A 15,008-nucleotide genomic window follows, 5' to 3' on the forward strand; every position below is an offset into this window, starting at 1 on the left:
TACGCCGCCGGGAGTCAGGCATTGCACGTTCCTGAAATCCACATCGAAACCGATCGCCTGATCCTGCGCCCGACCCGGGCGGAGGATTTCGAGGGCTGGGCGCAGCTGATGGGCGACGCGGAAAACTCCCGGCACATCGGTGGCCCGCAGCCGCGCGCCGTCGCCTGGCGCGGTTTTCTTTCCATGGCCGGGGCGTGGGCGATCCAGGGCTATGGCATGTTCTCGGTGATCGAACGATCCAGCGGTCGCTGGATCGGCCGGCTCGGTCCGTGGCAGCCCGAAGGCTGGCCCGGCCCCGAGGTGGGCTGGGGCCTGCTGTGTGATGCGTGGGGCAGGGGCTATGCCACCGAAGGCTCGGCGGCAGCCATCGACTGGGCGTTTGATCACCTGGGCTGGAGCGAGGTGATCCACACCATCGCGCCGGACAACATCGCTTCGCAGGAGGTTGCCCGTCGCCTCGGCTCTTCCCTGATCGGCCCCGGCCGCCTGCCCGAGCCGTACCAGGATCTGGCGGTCGAGGTATGGGGCCAGAGCCGCGCCGCCTGGCAACAACGTCGCGCATGAGCCACGTCTCGCCTGCGCTGTACGCCACGCTGGTGGACGTGGTGCCTGAGCTGCACGTGCATTGCCTTGATCCGTGGTGCCTGATCGGCAGCACGGCGGCGCTGCTGCTCGGCGCCGAGGTGAGCGTGGCCGACGTCGACGTGCTGGTGTCGCGCGAGGACGCGGGGCGGCTGATCGCGGCGTGGGCATCCCGGCGCGAGCCGGGCCATGCGCCGATCGACAGCGACCGCTTCCGTTCGCATTTCGCGCGCTTTGCCTTCCCCGGGCTGCCGGTGGAGGTGATGGGCGCGCTGGAGCTGAACCGGGGGCAGGGCTGGGAGCCGGTCCGTCCCGGTCAGCTGACCCTGGCGGGCCTGAACGGCCTGGCGGTGCCGGTGCCGGCGATGGCCGAACAGATCCGAATCCTCGAGAGTTTCGGCCGTGACAAGGATCTGCGTCGCGCCGCGGCGCTGCGCGCACTCGCGCCACCGTTTCCGATGCTGCCACCGGAGCGCCCGCGCGGCGTCGATGGCTGAACGGCATGGCGCTGCCGTGCGTGCATCGCGATCCGCACCGTGGCGTATGCGCCGGTTCCACTCGATACTTTCCCGATGGTCGCCGCCGCGGCCGCCTGTTGACGAGATTCCATGACTGCCATTCCGTTTGCCATCGCCGCCCGCCACAAGGGCTTCAACCGCGCCGAGATCGTCGATCAGAACTTCACCGAATTCGTGCAGCTGTGGCAGGGCGAGGTACTGCCCGTCGCGCCGCATGACGCTGAGCCGGTGCTGCCGGGCAGTGCGCTCGATGCGCGCGGCTTCCGCGAGCTGTTCGAATCCCAGTTGATCTCGCGCCACCTCGACCTGATGGCGCGCGTGCTGCGCGTGCAGAATAAAGTGTTCTACACGATCGGTTCGTCCGGCCACGAGGGCAACGCGATGGTGGCGCGGCTCACCCGCCATACCGATCCGGCGTTCCTGCACTACCGCTCCGGCGGCTTCATGGCCGAGCGCTTCCGCAAGCTGCCGGGCACCGATGGAAAACCGCGTGACCCGGTGATGGATTCGGCGCTGTCGTTCGCCGCCAGCAAGGACGACCCGGCCTCCGGCGGCCGCCACAAGGTGTGGGGCAGCAAGCCGCTCTGGGTGCTGCCGCAGACCTCGACCATCGCCTCGCACCTGCCCAAGGCGCTGGGCACCGCCGTGGCCATCGACCATGCACGACGCATCGGCCATACGCTGCCCATTCCCCACGACTCCATCGCGATCTGCTCGTTCGGCGATGCGTCCAGCAACCACGCCACCGCGCAGACCGCGTTCAACGCGGCGGGCTGGACCGCCTACCAGAAGCTGCCCGCGCCGGTGCTGTTCGTGTGCGAGGACAACGGCATCGGCATCTCGGTGAAGACGCCCACCGGCTGGGTCGCCCGCAACTACCAGGCGCGTGCCGATCTTGATTACTTCTTCGCCGACGGCCTGGATCTGGCCACCGGCTACGCCCAGGTGCAGCGTGCGGTGGAGCACTGCCGCCGCACGCGTCGACCGACCTTCCTGCACCTCAAGACCACCCGCGTGATGGGTCACGCCGGCACCGACTTCGAGATCGAGTGGCGCTCGATCGAAGAGCTGGTGTCGGTGGAATCGACCGATCCGCTGCTGCGCTCGGCGGCGATTGCGCTGGAGTCCGGCCTGTACTCGAAGGACGACCTGCTCAACCTGTACGAGGCGACGCGCAAGCACTGTTTCGAGGCGGCCGACGAGGCCGATCGCCGGCCCAAGCTGGAGCGCCTGGACGACGTGATGGCGCCGCTGGCGCCGTACAGCCCGGCCAAGGTGAAGGCCGAGGCCGAGCGCGCCGACTATGCGGACAAGCGCCTGGCCGTATTCGGTGGCGAGGCGAAGTTGCCGGAAAACCAGCCGCCGCGGCATCTGGCGATCCAGATCGGCCAGGCGCTGCACGAGGTGATGGCGAAGTACCCCGAGTCGCTGCTGTTCGGCGAGGACGTGGCGCAGAAGGGTGGCGTGTATACCGTCACCAAGGGTCTGCACAAGGCGTTCAAGAACACCCGCGTGTTCAACACGCTGCTGGATGAAACCCTCATCCTCGGCCTGGCACAGGGCTACGCCAACATGGGCATGCTGCCGATCCCGGAGATCCAGTACCTGGCGTACTTCCACAACGCGGCGGACCAGATCCGCGGCGAAGCATCGAGCCTGCAGTTCTTCTCCAACGACCAGTTCCGCAACCCGATGGTGATGCGCATCGCCTCGCTGGGTTACCAGAAGGGCTTCGGCGGCCATTTCCACAACGACAACTCGATCACCGCGCTGCGCGACATCCCGGGCCTGGTGGTGGGATGCGCCAGCCGCGGCGACGACGCCGCCCGCATGCTGCGCACGATGATGGCGCTGGCGAAGGTCGACGGGCGCGTGTGCGCGTTCCTCGAACCGATCGCGCTGTACATGACCAAAGACCTGTACGAGGCCGGCGACGGCGGCTGGCAGTTCGCCTATCCCGCGCCGGGCGAGGCGATGACGCTGGGCGAGGGCCGCGTGTATGACGAGGACGCCGACGACCTGGTGGTGTTCACCTTTGGTAACGGCGTGCCGATGGCCTTGCGTGCCGCGCGAACGATCGAGGCCGAGCTGAAGTGGAAGGTGCGCGTGGTCGACCTGCGCTGGCTCGCGCCGCTCAATGACGCCTTCATCGCGGCACAGGCGAAGAGCGCGAAGCGCATCCTGGTGCTGGACGAAGGGCGCAAGAGCGCCGGCGTGGGCGAGGGTGTGATCACCGCGATCGTCGAGGCGGGCTTCGGTGCCACGCCGCTGACGCGCGTGGTCGGCGCCGACACCTTCACCCCGCTGGCCGGCGCCGCCTTGCTGGTGCTGCCTGGCGAGGCCGACGTGGTGGCCGCGGCGCGCGCGCTGGCCTGAGCCGCGCGGCCCCGGCTAGGAGGAGCGTCGCGGTGTGCGCGCGACGCTGCCCGGTCGCGGCGGTGCCTCCGGCTGGCCCGGACGTGGCTCCAGGCAGACGCGATTGCGACCGGCCAGCTTCGCCGCGTACATCGCCTGGTCGGCGCGCGCGATCAGGCTGTCGATCGAGTCGTCGCTGCGGCGGATGCCTACGCCGATGCTTACGCTGAGCATCAGGTTCTCGCCGTCGACGGGGATCTCCAGCCGGTTCACCCGGCGGCACAGGCGCGTGGCGATCTGCATGGATTCCGCCTCGCCGGCACCATCGAGCAGCGCCACGAATTCCTCGCCGCCGTAGCGCCCGAGCAGGTCCACCGGGCGCAGCTCCTGGCGTAACGCGTCGGCCACGGCTACCAGCGCGTGATCGCCAGCGGCGTGGCCGAGGCGATCATTGAGACGCTTGAAGTAGTCCAGGTCCAGGAACAGCAGCGACTGCGGACGCGCCGGGTCGCTCATGGCCTGGATCGCCGCCTCGCTCCAGGCGCGGCGGTTGAACACCTGGGTCAGCGAGTCGCGGTCGGCCAGTACGCGTACTTCGTCGCGATCGCGGCGGATCATCAGCGCTCGGTCGGCGAGGCCGAACGACAGCACGATCGCCTCGAACGCGCCGACCACCAGCCCGGCGTCGTTGAGCCAGTCCAGCGCCGCGAGCGCGCCGCTGATCTGGGCGCTGCGCATGGCGGTCAGCGCCAGCAGCGGCGTCCAGCCGGCGAGAAAGAACCACGCGTGCCGCGAGCCGCGCGCCGCAGCGAGCACCGAAGCGACCAGCAGCAGGACCGTGCCCAGCGTCAGCAGCGGGTTCACCAGCAACTGGCCGACGTTCTCCAGCGGCGGCCACTGGCTGCAGCGCATCAGCACCACCGCCACCATGCCCACCGCCAGCGCCAGCACCGGCACCCGCAGCAGCGGCGCATACCGCTGAAGTTCGCAGAAGCGGATCATGAACATCGAGGCGAACGCCACGGACAGGGCCACCGCCGCCGTGTTCACGGTGGTGGACAGCCCGCTCAGCCAGTCCATCTCCAGCGGGTGATAGACGAACCCGGTCTGGATCCCCTGCATCAGCGCGTAGCAAAGGACGTAGCCGGCGTACCAGGCAAAGGTCACGTCGCGCAGCAGCACCGAAAAGCACAGCGTCATCAGCGCCATCGCCAGCAGCACGGTCAGGCTGGCGGTGGCGAACACGAGCCAGTGCGAATCGCGCTGCAGGTAGTGGCTCCAGTTCTGCAGCCGGAACGCCACCGGAGCGGCGGCGCGGGCCGAGGGTTCGAACTTCAACAGGATCGGCGCCGACGCCGGCACCTCCGTGCGCAGCAGGAAAGCCAGCCGCCCGTGGCCGTGCACGGCGGCCCGGAAATCATCCAGCGCGAGTGAAACTTTCGGTCCGTTCTGGTCGTAGAGGGTCACCGTTCCCACCGGCGGTGGATAAACGCTCAACACCCGCGCCTCCTCCACCCAGGGCGGCTGCGGCGCCAGCACGATCCAGGTGCCCAGCGGCCCGTGCGGGAAACGCCGCAGCAGGTCCGGATCAAATCGCTGCAGGGCGTTCTGGCGGTACTCCGCCAGCACCTGGGCCGGCGTGTCGCCGTCGCGGACGTCCCGCCACGCGCCGCTCATCGGCATGGCGGCGTGCACCGTGCCGATCCACAGCAACATCAGCAGGCACAACGCACGCGCCATCAGGCGATTGCGCTGCCGGTGGCCGGAACCGGGCCAATGCATGTTCTCTACCTCCCCCTGGTTGCCGATGCCGAAGGCGGGACGGCACCATGCCGTCCACTACGCAGCAGCATCTCCTCCCTCCGGAGGTGCCCAGCCAGTGCCGGGGAAACGTCCGCGTGAGGCCACGCACCGACGACCGCCGCAGGCGGGTACGGCGCGTGCCACCCGAGCTCGCAAGCACATGCCGTGCCATCGCTGTCATCACCGGAGCCGAGGGCGGTGGTCGCTGCGGTCACGCGATCTTTCCGGGAGCACGTTCACGCTGTCGGTCGATCCGCCCCGCGGACGGATCCCTTTCCACTACCGACAGGAGCACGCCGTGGCCACGCATTCGATAGCCGTACTGGTCGGCAGCCTGCGCGAGGCGTCGATCAATCGCCGGCTGGCGCGGGCAGTACAGAAGCTGGCGCCGGACGACCTGCGCTTCGAGTTCATCGAGATCGGCTCGCTGCCGCTGTACAACCAGGATTTCGACAGCGACTACCCGGCCGAATGCACGGCGCTGAAGTCGCGCATCGAGGCGGCGGACGCGCTGCTGTTCGTCACGCCCGAGTACAACCGCTCGATCCCCGGCGTGCTGAAGAACGCCATCGATATCGCCTCGCGCCCGTGGGGCACCAATTCCTTCGCCGGCAAGCCGGGTGCGGTGATAGGAGCCTCGATCGGTGCGACCGGCAGTGCGCTGGCGCAGCAGCACCTGCGCAACGTGCTGGCTTATCTCGACGTGGCCGTGCTGGCGCAGCCGGAGGTGTTCGTGCAGTTCAAGAGCGATGACCTGATCGACGCCGAAGGAAACGTCGCCAGCGACGACACGCGCAAATTCCTGCAGGACTTCGTCGATCGCCTTGCCGCATGGATCCGCCTGCAGCGCACGGATTGAGCCCGCTCACCAGCGCGTACGCGCGCCCGGCAACTCAGCCGCCGGATGCGGCCGCTGTGCCGCAGAGCTTGTCGAGCAGCTGGTTCTGCACGTTGCGCACGTTCTGGCCGGGGGAGGGCTGGGCGCGCACGTAACTGCCGTCCGCCTGCAGGATCGCCGCGCTGGCGTTGTCGGCCAGGTACATCTCCAGCTCTCGCCTGACGCGCTGGATCAGCTTCTTGCCCTCGATCGGGAAGCCGGTTTCCACGCGGCGGTCCAGATTGCGCTCCATCAGGTCGGCGCTGGCCAGATACATGATGTCGTCGCCGTCGTTGGCAAACCAGTAGACGCGGCTGTGCTCCAGGAAGCGCCCGATGATCGAACGCACGCGGATGTTGTGCGACACCCCCGGCACACCCGGACGCAGGCAGCACATGCCGCGCACGATCAGGTCGATCTTCACCCCCGCCATGCTGGCCTTGTAAAGCGCGCGGATCACCCGCGCGTCGGTCACCGCATTGACCTTGATGATGATCTGCCCGGAGCGGCCGGCTTCGGCATGGGCGGTTTCCCGGGCAATCAGGTCGAGCAGGCTTTTCTTCAGCGTGAACGGTGCATGCAGCAGCTTCTTCATCGGCTGCACCTTGCCCATGCCGGTGAGCTGGCTGAACAGCTTGTGCACGTCCTCGCACAGCACCGGATCGGAGGTGAGCAGGCTGTAGTCGGTGTAAAGGCGCGCGTTGCCGGTGTGGTAGTTGCCGGTGCCCAGGTGGGCGTAGCGCACCAGCTCGGTGCCCTCGCGGCGCTGGATCAGCATCAGCTTGGCGTGCGTCTTCACCCCGACCACGCCGTAGATCACCATCGCGCCGGCCTGCTGCAGGCGCGCGGCGAGCGACAGGTTCGATTCCTCGTCGAAGCGCGCGCGCAGCTCGATCACTGCGGTGACCTCCTTGCCGGCACGCGCCGCATCGACCAGCGACTCGACGATCTCCGAGGTGGCGCCGCTGCGGTACAGGGTCTGCTTGATCGCCAGCACCGCCGGGTCTTTGGCCGCCTGGCGCAGCATGTCCACTACCGGGGTGAACGACTCGTACGGATGCAGCAGCAGCACGTCCTGCCGGCCGATGCTGGCGAAGATGTCGTCGGACTTCTTCAGCGCCTTGGGAATCGACGGCGTGAACGGCTTGTACTGCAGGTGCGGGAAGCCGGCCTTGCTGGCCACCCCGAACAGCCGCGACAGGTTCACCGCCCCGTTCACCTCGTAGAGCTCCGGTGCGGACAGGCCGAACTGCTTGAGCAGGTAGTCGGTCAGCAGTTTCGGGCAGTTGTCGGCCACCTCCAGCCGCACGGCATCGCCGAAGCGGCGGGTGTAGAGGCCGCCTCGCAGGGCGCGGGCGAGGTCGTCGACATCTTCGGGGTCGATCGCGAGATCCGCATTGCGGGTCAGGCGGAACTGGTAGCAGCCGTGCACCTGCATGCCGGGGAACAGCTCGTCGACGTGGGCGTGGATCACCGACGACAGCAGCACCTGGTTTTCGCCGCCGTCGCAGATATCGTCCGGCAGGCGCATCAGCCGCGGCAGTACGCGGGGCGCCGGCACGATCGCCAGGCCCGAATCGCGCCCGAACGCATCCACCCCTTCCAGCTGCACGATGAAGTTGAGGCTCTTGTTCACCAGCAGCGGAAACGGATGGGTCGGATCGAGCCCGATCGGCGTGACCAGCGGCGCAACCTCGTGGCGGAAGTAGCGGCGCACCCACTGCTTCTGTTTCAGCGTCCATTCGTTGCGGCGGATGATGCGGATCTGCTGCGCCGCCAGCTCCGGCAGGATGCGGTCGTTGAGAATCGCGTACTGGCGCTCGATCTGCTGATGCGCGATTTCGCTGATCATTGCCAGTGCCTGCTTCGGCGGGATTCCGTCAGGCCCCACCAGCTCGTGGTCGAACGCGATCTGGTCCTTCAATCCGGCCACGCGGATCTCGAAGAACTCGTCCAGGTTGCTGGAGAAGATCAGCAGGAACTTCAGCCGCTCCTGCAGCGGCGTGCTCTCGTCCAGCGCCTGGTCGAGCACGCGGATGTTGAACTGCAGCTGCGAGAGCTCCCGATGGATGTACAGCGCGGGATCGGCCAGATCCACCGGGGCCGGGCCGGTGCCTGCCGCCGCCGGGCGTGCCGGCGGGCTGGAGAGGGCCGCATCGGTGGACGGGGTGGAAAATTTACGCGGGGTCATCGTCGGCTCGGTCGGTGTGGCAGCGGGCGCGCGCGGGGGAGGGCGTCATCGTTCGGACATATTGCGACAGGCAGTTGACGTGCACGTGACAGCGCGCCTCGGCGGTCCGTGCGGCAAGCGTACTCGCCGTGGCGTTGCCCGCGGTACCATGGGCCGGAGCTGGCCGCGCATGGCGCGCGCGCCACCGCCTTGCGAGGAGTTGTCCATGCGATCGAGCAATCCTGTCCTGCAGCAGAAAACGTTCCAGGGACCGTTCGCGGTCGGTGAGCGGATGACCATGAACGGCACCATCGCCAAGACCGGCCTGTTGCTGCTGCTGGCCGTGGTTACCGGCAGCTGGACCTGGAACCGCTTCGCCGAGGCCGCGGCCGGCGGCGACATGCAGGCCGCGCTCGCTGCAGTCTCGCCGTTTCTCTGGGGCGGTCTGCTGGTCGGCTTTGCGCTGGCGATGGTGTCGAGTTTCGCGCCGCGCTGGGCTGGAGTCACGGCGCCGCTGTACGCCCTTGCCGAGGGATTTGCGCTGGGTGGCATCTCCGCGTTCATGGAGCTGCGTTTTCCCGGCATCGTGCTGCAGGCGATCATGCTCACGGTGGGCGTGCTGGCGGCGATGCTGCTGCTCTACCGCACCGGCGTGATCAAGGTGACCGACAAGTTCCGCATGGGCGTGGTGGCAGCCACCGGCGGCATCGCGCTGCTTTACCTAGTCGATATCGGCCTGCGCGCATTCACCAGCATCCAGGTTCCTTTCATCCATGAAAGCGGCGCGATGGGCATCGGCTTCAGCGTGCTGGTGGTGGGTCTGGCGGCGCTCAACCTGGTGCTCGATTTCGACATGATCGAACGCGGCGCCGCGCAGGGTGCGCCCAAGTACATGGAATGGTTCGGCGCGTTCGCGCTGATGGTCACGCTGGTGTGGCTTTACATGGAAATCCTGCGCCTGCTGTCCAAGGCGCGTCGCTGAAAACAGTGATTCCATGACGCGAAAGGCCGGCAGCATGCCGGCCTTTTCGTTTCTGCCGGGTTGATCAGCCGCCGACGATGACCGGCTCCGGTTCCAGCGTTACCCCGAACGTGTCGCGCACACGCACAATCACCTGCTGCGCCAGCGCCCACAGCTCGGGGCCGGTAGCGTGGCCGTGGTTGACCAGCACCAGCGCATGGCGATGCGAGGTGCCGGCGTCGCCTTCGCGGTGGCCCTTGAGGCCCGCGGCCTCGATCAGCCAGGCGGCAGAGAGCTTCCAGCGGCCATCCTTTCCGGGCCAGGCCACCAGCCCGGCATGTTCGCGCTTCAAGGCCTCGCCCACGGCCGCGTCGACCAGGGGATTCTTGAAAAAGCTGCCGGCGTTGCCGATCACCGCCGGGTCCGGCAGCTTGCGCGAGCGCAGGTGCACCACGGCCTCGGCGACGTGGAACGGCGCCGGCTTGGCCACGCCCATGCGCTCGAGCTCTTCGCGGATGCCGGCGTAGTCCAGCCGCAGCTCGCGGGTGCGCGGCAGGGCGAAGCGCACCGCGGTGACGATGTAGCGGCCGGCCTCGCGCTTGAATAACGAGTCGCGGTAGCCGAATGCGCAGGCGGCATGGTCCAGCGTGACCACGCGTTGCTCGCGGGTGTCCCACGCTTCGACACTCTCGATGAACTCCGCCACCTCGGTGCCGTAGGCGCCAATGTTCTGGATCGGCGAAGCGCCGACGGTGCCCGGAATCAGGATCAGGTTTTCCAGCCCGGCCAGCCCCTGGCCCAGCGTCCAGCGCACGAAATCGTCCCAGCGCTCGCCCGCGGCCACGGCCACGCGGGTGGTGTCGCCGTCCGCTTCCACCTGCACGCCCTGCGTGGCCATCGCCAGCACGGTGCCGGGGTAGTCGCTGGCGAACAGCACGTTGCTGCCTTCGCCCAGCACCAGCACCGGGCCGCTTTTGACGGCAGGGAAGGCGAGCAGTTCGGGCAGCTTGCTGGCATCGCGGATCTCCGCCAGCAGGTGTGCCTTGGCGGCCACGCGCAGCGTGTTGCGATGGGCCAGCGGCGCGTTCTCGATCAGTGCGTAGCCGCCCATGTCGATGCGCTGGGCGGGCAGGGTGTAATCAGAGGCCATTGTGCGCTCCGCGCTGGCGGCGGATTTCCTCGACGCATTCGGCGATCAGCGCCGGGCCGCGATAAATCAGCCCGGAATAGATCTGCACCAGCGAGGCGCCGGCATCGAGCTTGGTCACCGCGTCGTCGCCTTCCAGGATGCCGCCCACGCCGATGATGCCGACCTTGCCCTTGAGCCGTTCGGCCATGCCGCGCTGCACGGCGGTGGCGCGCGCCATCAGTGGGCGGCCGGACAGGCCGCCGGTTTCCTGCGATTGCTGATCGCTGGCCACCGCATTGTGGTCGACGGTGGTGTTGGTGCAGATCACGCCATCCACCTGGCTGGCCAGCAGCACTTCAGCGATGGCGTCCAGCTCGATTTCGGTGAGGTCGGGAGCGATCTTCAGCAGCATCGGCTTGCGTGCGCTGTGCTGCGCTGCCAGTCGCTCCTGCGCCTCGCGCAGGGTGCCGATGAAGCGGCGCAGGGTTTCCTCTTCCTGCAGGTCTCGCAGGCCCTGGGTGTTGGGCGAGGAGATGTTCACCGTGACGTAGCTGGCGCGCGCGTACACGCGCTCCAGGCAAAAGAGGTAGTCATCGACCGCCTTCTCGTTCGGCGTGTCCTTGTTCTTGCCGATGTTGATGCCGAGCACGCCGCGGTAGGCGGATTTCTCCGCGTTGCGTACCAGCGCATCGACGCCGGCGTTGTTGAAACCGAGCCGGTTGATGATCGCCTCGTGCTCCTTCAGGCGGAACATGCGCGGCTTGTCGTTGCCCGGCTGCGGTCGCGGCGTGGTGGTACCCACCTCGACGAAGCCGAAGCCCAGCGCGCCGAGCGCATCGAGGTGATCAGCGTTCTTGTCCAGCCCGGCGGCCAGGCCGACGGGGTTGGGGAAGCGCATGCCGAAGGCCTCCACCGGCAACTCCGCTGGCGGCCTGGCGACAAAGCGCAGCAGGTCGCTGCGGTGAGCCACGTCCAGCGCATACAACGAAACGCCGTGGGCGGTTTCCGGATCGAGCGCAAACAACAGGGAGCGGAGAGTGGAATACATGCGTCAGCTCAGGTGGCCCACGTAGGCGCGGGTGTCGTAGGTGAAGTCGATGCGGCGGTTCACCGCGGTGGCCTCGAACAGTTCGCGCAGGGCGGCGAGCATCGGTGCGTGCTGCGGATGGCCGGGTGCCGGCGCGTAAGAGGAGGACATCAGGCGGCCCTTCAGCGCGTCGAAGTCCAGCCGCTGGCCGTGATCGAAACGGGCCGCGCCGCGGAAGCCTGCGCCGAACCAGGCGCGCATGCGCGGCTCGTCGGCATAGCGTTCGGCCACGCGGGTGTAGTCGGTGCCGTAGTGCTGCAGCAGCGCCTCATAGCCTTCGAGGAACGGCGTGCCGTCGAGGCGCCGCGTATTCCAGACGATCACAGCCAGCCCCCCAGGGCGCAGGATGCGGGCGAACTCGCGCCGCGTCGCCACCTCGGCGAACCAGTGAAAGGCCTGTGCCACCACGATCAGATCGATACTGGCCCCGGCCAGGCCGGTGGCATCGGCGCGGCCATCCCGTGCATGGAAGGCCGGGTTCGAGCCAAGCCACTGCTCGGCGGCCGCGCGCATCGGCGCATTGGGCTCCACGGCAACGACGCGGTGGCCGGCGTCGAGGAAGAGCTTTGCCGAAATTCCGGTGCCCGCGCCGACGTCGGCGACGTCCCACGAACCATCCACGCCGTGCTCGTTCTTCAGCCAGTCGAGCAGCGCAGCCGGGTAATCCGGGCGATAGCGAACGTAGTCGGCGACGCGGTCACTGAAACGGTCGGTGGCGTGCAGCTCGTTCATGGTCAGCCGTTGAGCATCTGCCCGCCGTCCACCACCAGCGTCTGCCCGGTGATCCAGCCGGCCCAGGGCGAGGCGAGGAACAGCGCCGCGTGCGCCACCTCGTCGGGCGTACCGAAACGACCGAACGGGATCTTCGCCAGGGTCGCGGCATAGAGCGCCGGCTCGTCCTGCTTGCGCCGTTCCCACAGGCCGTCGGGAAACGCGATCGATCCGGGCGCAATGGCGTTGACGCGGATCCGCTCGGGCGCCAGCGCCAGTGCCTGCGAGTGCGTGTAATGCGTCAGCGCCGCCTTGATCGCGGCATACGGCGCGCCGCTGGCGCGCGGGCGCAGCGCGGCAATGGAGCTGGTATGCAGGATGCTGCCGCGGTCGCTGCGCTTGAGGTGCGGCAGCGCCACCCGCGAGGCACGCACGGCGGCCATCAGGTCGACCTGGAAGTTCGCTGCCCAGCCGTCGTCGTCGTCGGCGAAGCCATAGCCGGTGGCGTTGTTCACCAGCACGTCGATGCCGCCGAGTGCGCGGGCGGCCGCGGCGATGTACTCGTCGATGGCGGAGCCTTCGGCGAGGTCGCAGCGCTGCGCGTGGGTCACCACGCCTTGTGCGCGGATCGCCTGCGCCACGTCGGCCAGTGCGGCTTCGCCGCGTGCGCAGACCGACACCGCCGCGCCGGCGCGCGCGAATGCGAGCGCCATGCTGCGACCGATGCCGCGGCTGCCGCCGGCGACCACCACGCGGTAGCCGTCAAGGCGGAAAGGCATCTCCGATGCGTCGGGGTCGATCATGTCCAGGCGAGCCGGATCAGGCCCAGCAACACCGCCCAGAAGGCCACCATGCCGACCACGGCCACCACCAGCTGCGCGTAGCCGAGCACCAGGCCGGCCACGGCGAAACCGTCGCCGTCGAGCGGCTCGGAAAGCGTCTGGCGGATCTCGCGTCGCGCGAGGTGGCCGCAGATGACGGCGACGATGGCGCCGAAGAAGGGAAACACGGTCCAGGCGGCAATGCCGAAACACAGGCTGACCACGGCGAGGGTGCAAGTGCTGCGAGGGGCGGACGTCATGCTCATCTCGAAAACCCCCGGAAATACGGACGGGAAGGGTGGCGGTGCCACCAAGGGTACGCGAGCACGGCGCCCGCGTACCCCTTCAGTTGCGCTTACAGGTCGAACTTGATGCCCTGTGCCAGCGGCAGCGAATCGGAGTAGTTGATGGTGTTGGTCTGGCGGCGCATGTAGACCTTCCACGCATCCGAGCCGGACTCGCGACCACCGCCGGTTTCCTTCTCACCGCCAAACGCGCCGCCGATCTCCGCACCGGAGGTGCCGATGTTGACGTTGGCGATGCCGCAGTCCGAGCCGGCCGAGGAGAGGAACTTCTCCGCAGCCTTCAGGTTCTGCGTGAAGATTGCCGAGGACAGACCCTGCGGCACGGCGTTCTGCATCTCGATCGCCTCATCGAGCGTGCTGAACTTCATCACGTACAGGATCGGCGCGAAGGTCTCGGTCTGGATCACCTCGTCGGAGTTCTTCAGTCCGGTGATGATCGTCGGCAGCACGAAGTTGCCCTTGCGGTCGGTCAGCGCGGCGCCGCCGGTCGCCACGGTGCCGCCGGCGGCCTTGGCCTTCTCGATCGCAGCAAGGTAGGCGCTCACGGCCTCCTGGCTGTTGAGCGGACCCATCAGCGTGGTCGACACGTTCGGATCGCCGATCTTGCCCTCGACCTGCTTGTACGCCTTGACCAGCGTGTCGAGCACGTTGTCGTAGATCGACTCGTGCACGAACAGGCGGCGGGTGGAGGTGCAGCGCTGGCCAGCGGTGCCGACCGAGCCGAACACGATGCCGGGAATCGCCAGCTTCAGGTCGGCCGACTCGTCCAGGATGATCGCGTTGTTGCCACCCAGCTCCAGCAGCGAGCGACCCATGCGCTGGGCCACGCGCTCGCCGACCATGCGGCCGACCTTGGTCGAGCCGGTGAAGCTGATCAGGTGCACGCGCTTGTCGTCGACAAAGGCCTGGGCCAGGTCGCTGCCGGCATCGTTGAACAGGAAGAACAGGTCGGGGTAGCCGCCGTCCTTCAGCGCCTCATTGCAGATCTTCATCGTGGCGATGGCGGTCAGCGGGGTCTTCGGCGACGGCTTCCAGATGCAGATGTCGCCGCAGGCGGCGGCCAGCATGGCGTTCCACGCCCACACCGCAACCGGGAAGTTGAACGCGCTGATGATGCCGACGATGCCGAGCGGCTGGTACTGCTCGTACATGCGGTGGCCGGGGCGCTCCGAATGCATGGTGTAGCCGTGCAGCATGCGGCTCTGGCCGACCGCGAAGTCGGCGATGTCGATCATCTCCTGCACTTCGCCGTCGCCCTCGGGCTTGATCTTGCCCATCTCCAGCGAGACCAGCGAACCCAGTGCGTCCTTGTGCTTGCGCAGCGCTTCGCCGCACAGGCGTACGGCTTCGCCGCGCAACGGGGCGGGCGTGGTGCGCCAGATCTTGAAGGCTTCCTGGGCGCGCTTGACGATGACCTCGTAGTCCGCCGCGCTGGAGGCATGCACGCTGGCAATCACCTCGCCGGTAGCCGGGTTCACCGGCTGCAGGGTGCCTGCGTCGGTGGTCTTGGACCACTCGCCCTGACCGAGATACGTGCCGGACAACTCTGCGGAAAGGCCGAGTGCCTTGAGGATTTCGTGGGACATGCTGACTCCTTGGGAACCTGCGCAACGCCGACAGGCGCCGCGGTTAAAACCCTCATTCTAGCAGGGCGCTCCCATGCGGCCGAGCCCGGCCCGTCGCGCGATC

Annotated in this window: 13 protein-coding genes; 5 read left to right on the top strand and 8 right to left on the bottom strand. The window is 68.0% G+C overall.

The genetic code is table 11. The annotated features are described in order from the left end of the window. The first annotated feature begins 21 nt into the window (after positions 1–21). From VFG40_RS09195 to VFG40_RS09205, 3 genes are all read left to right on the top strand, one after another. Entirely contained in the window at positions 22–564 is a 543-nt protein-coding gene (locus tag VFG40_RS09195; RefSeq protein ID WP_324897045.1) for a GNAT family N-acetyltransferase, read from the top strand. After that, positions 561–1,079 (top strand): nucleotidyltransferase family protein, encoded by a 519-nt coding sequence (locus tag VFG40_RS09200; protein WP_324897046.1) that lies wholly within the window; start codon positions 561–563, stop codon positions 1,077–1,079. The genes VFG40_RS09195 and VFG40_RS09200 overlap by 4 nt, the downstream gene beginning before the upstream one ends. A 111-nt stretch (positions 1,080–1,190) precedes the next feature. Next, the gene (locus VFG40_RS09205) at positions 1,191–3,476 is read left to right on the top strand and encodes a thiamine pyrophosphate-dependent enzyme (RefSeq protein ID WP_324897047.1); all 2,286 of its coding nucleotides are present in this window, start codon (positions 1,191–1,193) and stop codon (positions 3,474–3,476) included. 15 nt (positions 3,477–3,491) lie between these two features. Here VFG40_RS09205 and VFG40_RS09210 read toward each other — a convergent pair whose 3' ends face one another. Further along, a complete protein-coding gene (locus tag VFG40_RS09210) occupies positions 3,492–5,237 on the bottom strand; it encodes a sensor domain-containing diguanylate cyclase (protein WP_324897048.1) in 1,746 nt (581 codons plus the stop codon). Between the two features lie 319 nt (positions 5,238–5,556). On the opposite strand from VFG40_RS09210, the gene VFG40_RS09215 reads away from it, so the two are divergent. Next, complete coding sequence (locus VFG40_RS09215) at positions 5,557–6,117, top strand: NADPH-dependent FMN reductase (protein ID WP_324897049.1); 561 nt, start codon at positions 5,557–5,559, stop codon at positions 6,115–6,117. Positions 6,118–6,151: 34 nt separating this feature from the next. Here the strand turns inward: VFG40_RS09215 and ppk1 are convergent, their stop codons facing one another. After that, positions 6,152–8,326 (bottom strand): polyphosphate kinase 1, encoded by a 2,175-nt coding sequence (gene ppk1, locus VFG40_RS09220; RefSeq protein WP_324897050.1) that lies wholly within the window; start codon positions 8,324–8,326, stop codon positions 6,152–6,154. Positions 8,327–8,531: 205 nt separating this feature from the next. On the opposite strand from ppk1, the gene VFG40_RS09225 reads away from it, so the two are divergent. Then, a complete protein-coding gene (locus VFG40_RS09225; RefSeq protein ID WP_324897051.1) occupies positions 8,532–9,287 on the top strand; it encodes a Bax inhibitor-1/YccA family protein in 756 nt (251 codons plus the stop codon). Positions 9,288–9,351: 64 nt separating this feature from the next. On the opposite strand, the gene murB is transcribed toward VFG40_RS09225, so the two are convergent. From murB to amaB, 6 genes are all read right to left on the bottom strand, one after another. Beyond that, complete coding sequence (murB, locus tag VFG40_RS09230; protein WP_324897098.1) at positions 9,352–10,377, bottom strand: UDP-N-acetylmuramate dehydrogenase; 1,026 nt, start codon at positions 10,375–10,377, stop codon at positions 9,352–9,354. Positions 10,378–10,405: 28 nt separating this feature from the next. Next, positions 10,406–11,443 (bottom strand): quinone-dependent dihydroorotate dehydrogenase, encoded by a 1,038-nt coding sequence (locus VFG40_RS09235; RefSeq protein ID WP_324897052.1) that lies wholly within the window; start codon positions 11,441–11,443, stop codon positions 10,406–10,408. A gap of 3 nt (positions 11,444–11,446) precedes the next feature. Next, on the bottom strand, positions 11,447–12,214 hold the full coding sequence (locus VFG40_RS09240) for a class I SAM-dependent methyltransferase (protein WP_324897053.1): 768 nt from the start codon (positions 12,212–12,214) through the stop codon (positions 11,447–11,449). A 2-nt stretch (positions 12,215–12,216) separates the two neighbouring features. Beyond that, positions 12,217–12,972: an SDR family NAD(P)-dependent oxidoreductase gene (locus VFG40_RS09245; protein ID WP_324897054.1), complete on the bottom strand. Its 756-nt coding sequence runs from the start codon at positions 12,970–12,972 to the stop codon at positions 12,217–12,219. Between the two features lie 20 nt (positions 12,973–12,992). After that, the gene (locus VFG40_RS09250; protein WP_324897055.1) at positions 12,993–13,274 is read right to left on the bottom strand and encodes a DUF4190 domain-containing protein; all 282 of its coding nucleotides are present in this window, start codon (positions 13,272–13,274) and stop codon (positions 12,993–12,995) included. A 95-nt stretch (positions 13,275–13,369) separates the two neighbouring features. Continuing rightward, entirely contained in the window at positions 13,370–14,905 is a 1,536-nt protein-coding gene (gene amaB / locus VFG40_RS09255) for an L-piperidine-6-carboxylate dehydrogenase (RefSeq protein ID WP_324897056.1), read from the bottom strand. Between the last annotated feature and the right edge of the window lie 103 nt (positions 14,906–15,008).

The sequence above is a fragment of the Dyella sp. genome (assembly GCF_035685805.1).
In the GTDB taxonomy this organism is placed as follows: Bacteria; Pseudomonadota; Gammaproteobacteria; order Xanthomonadales; family Rhodanobacteraceae; genus Dyella_A.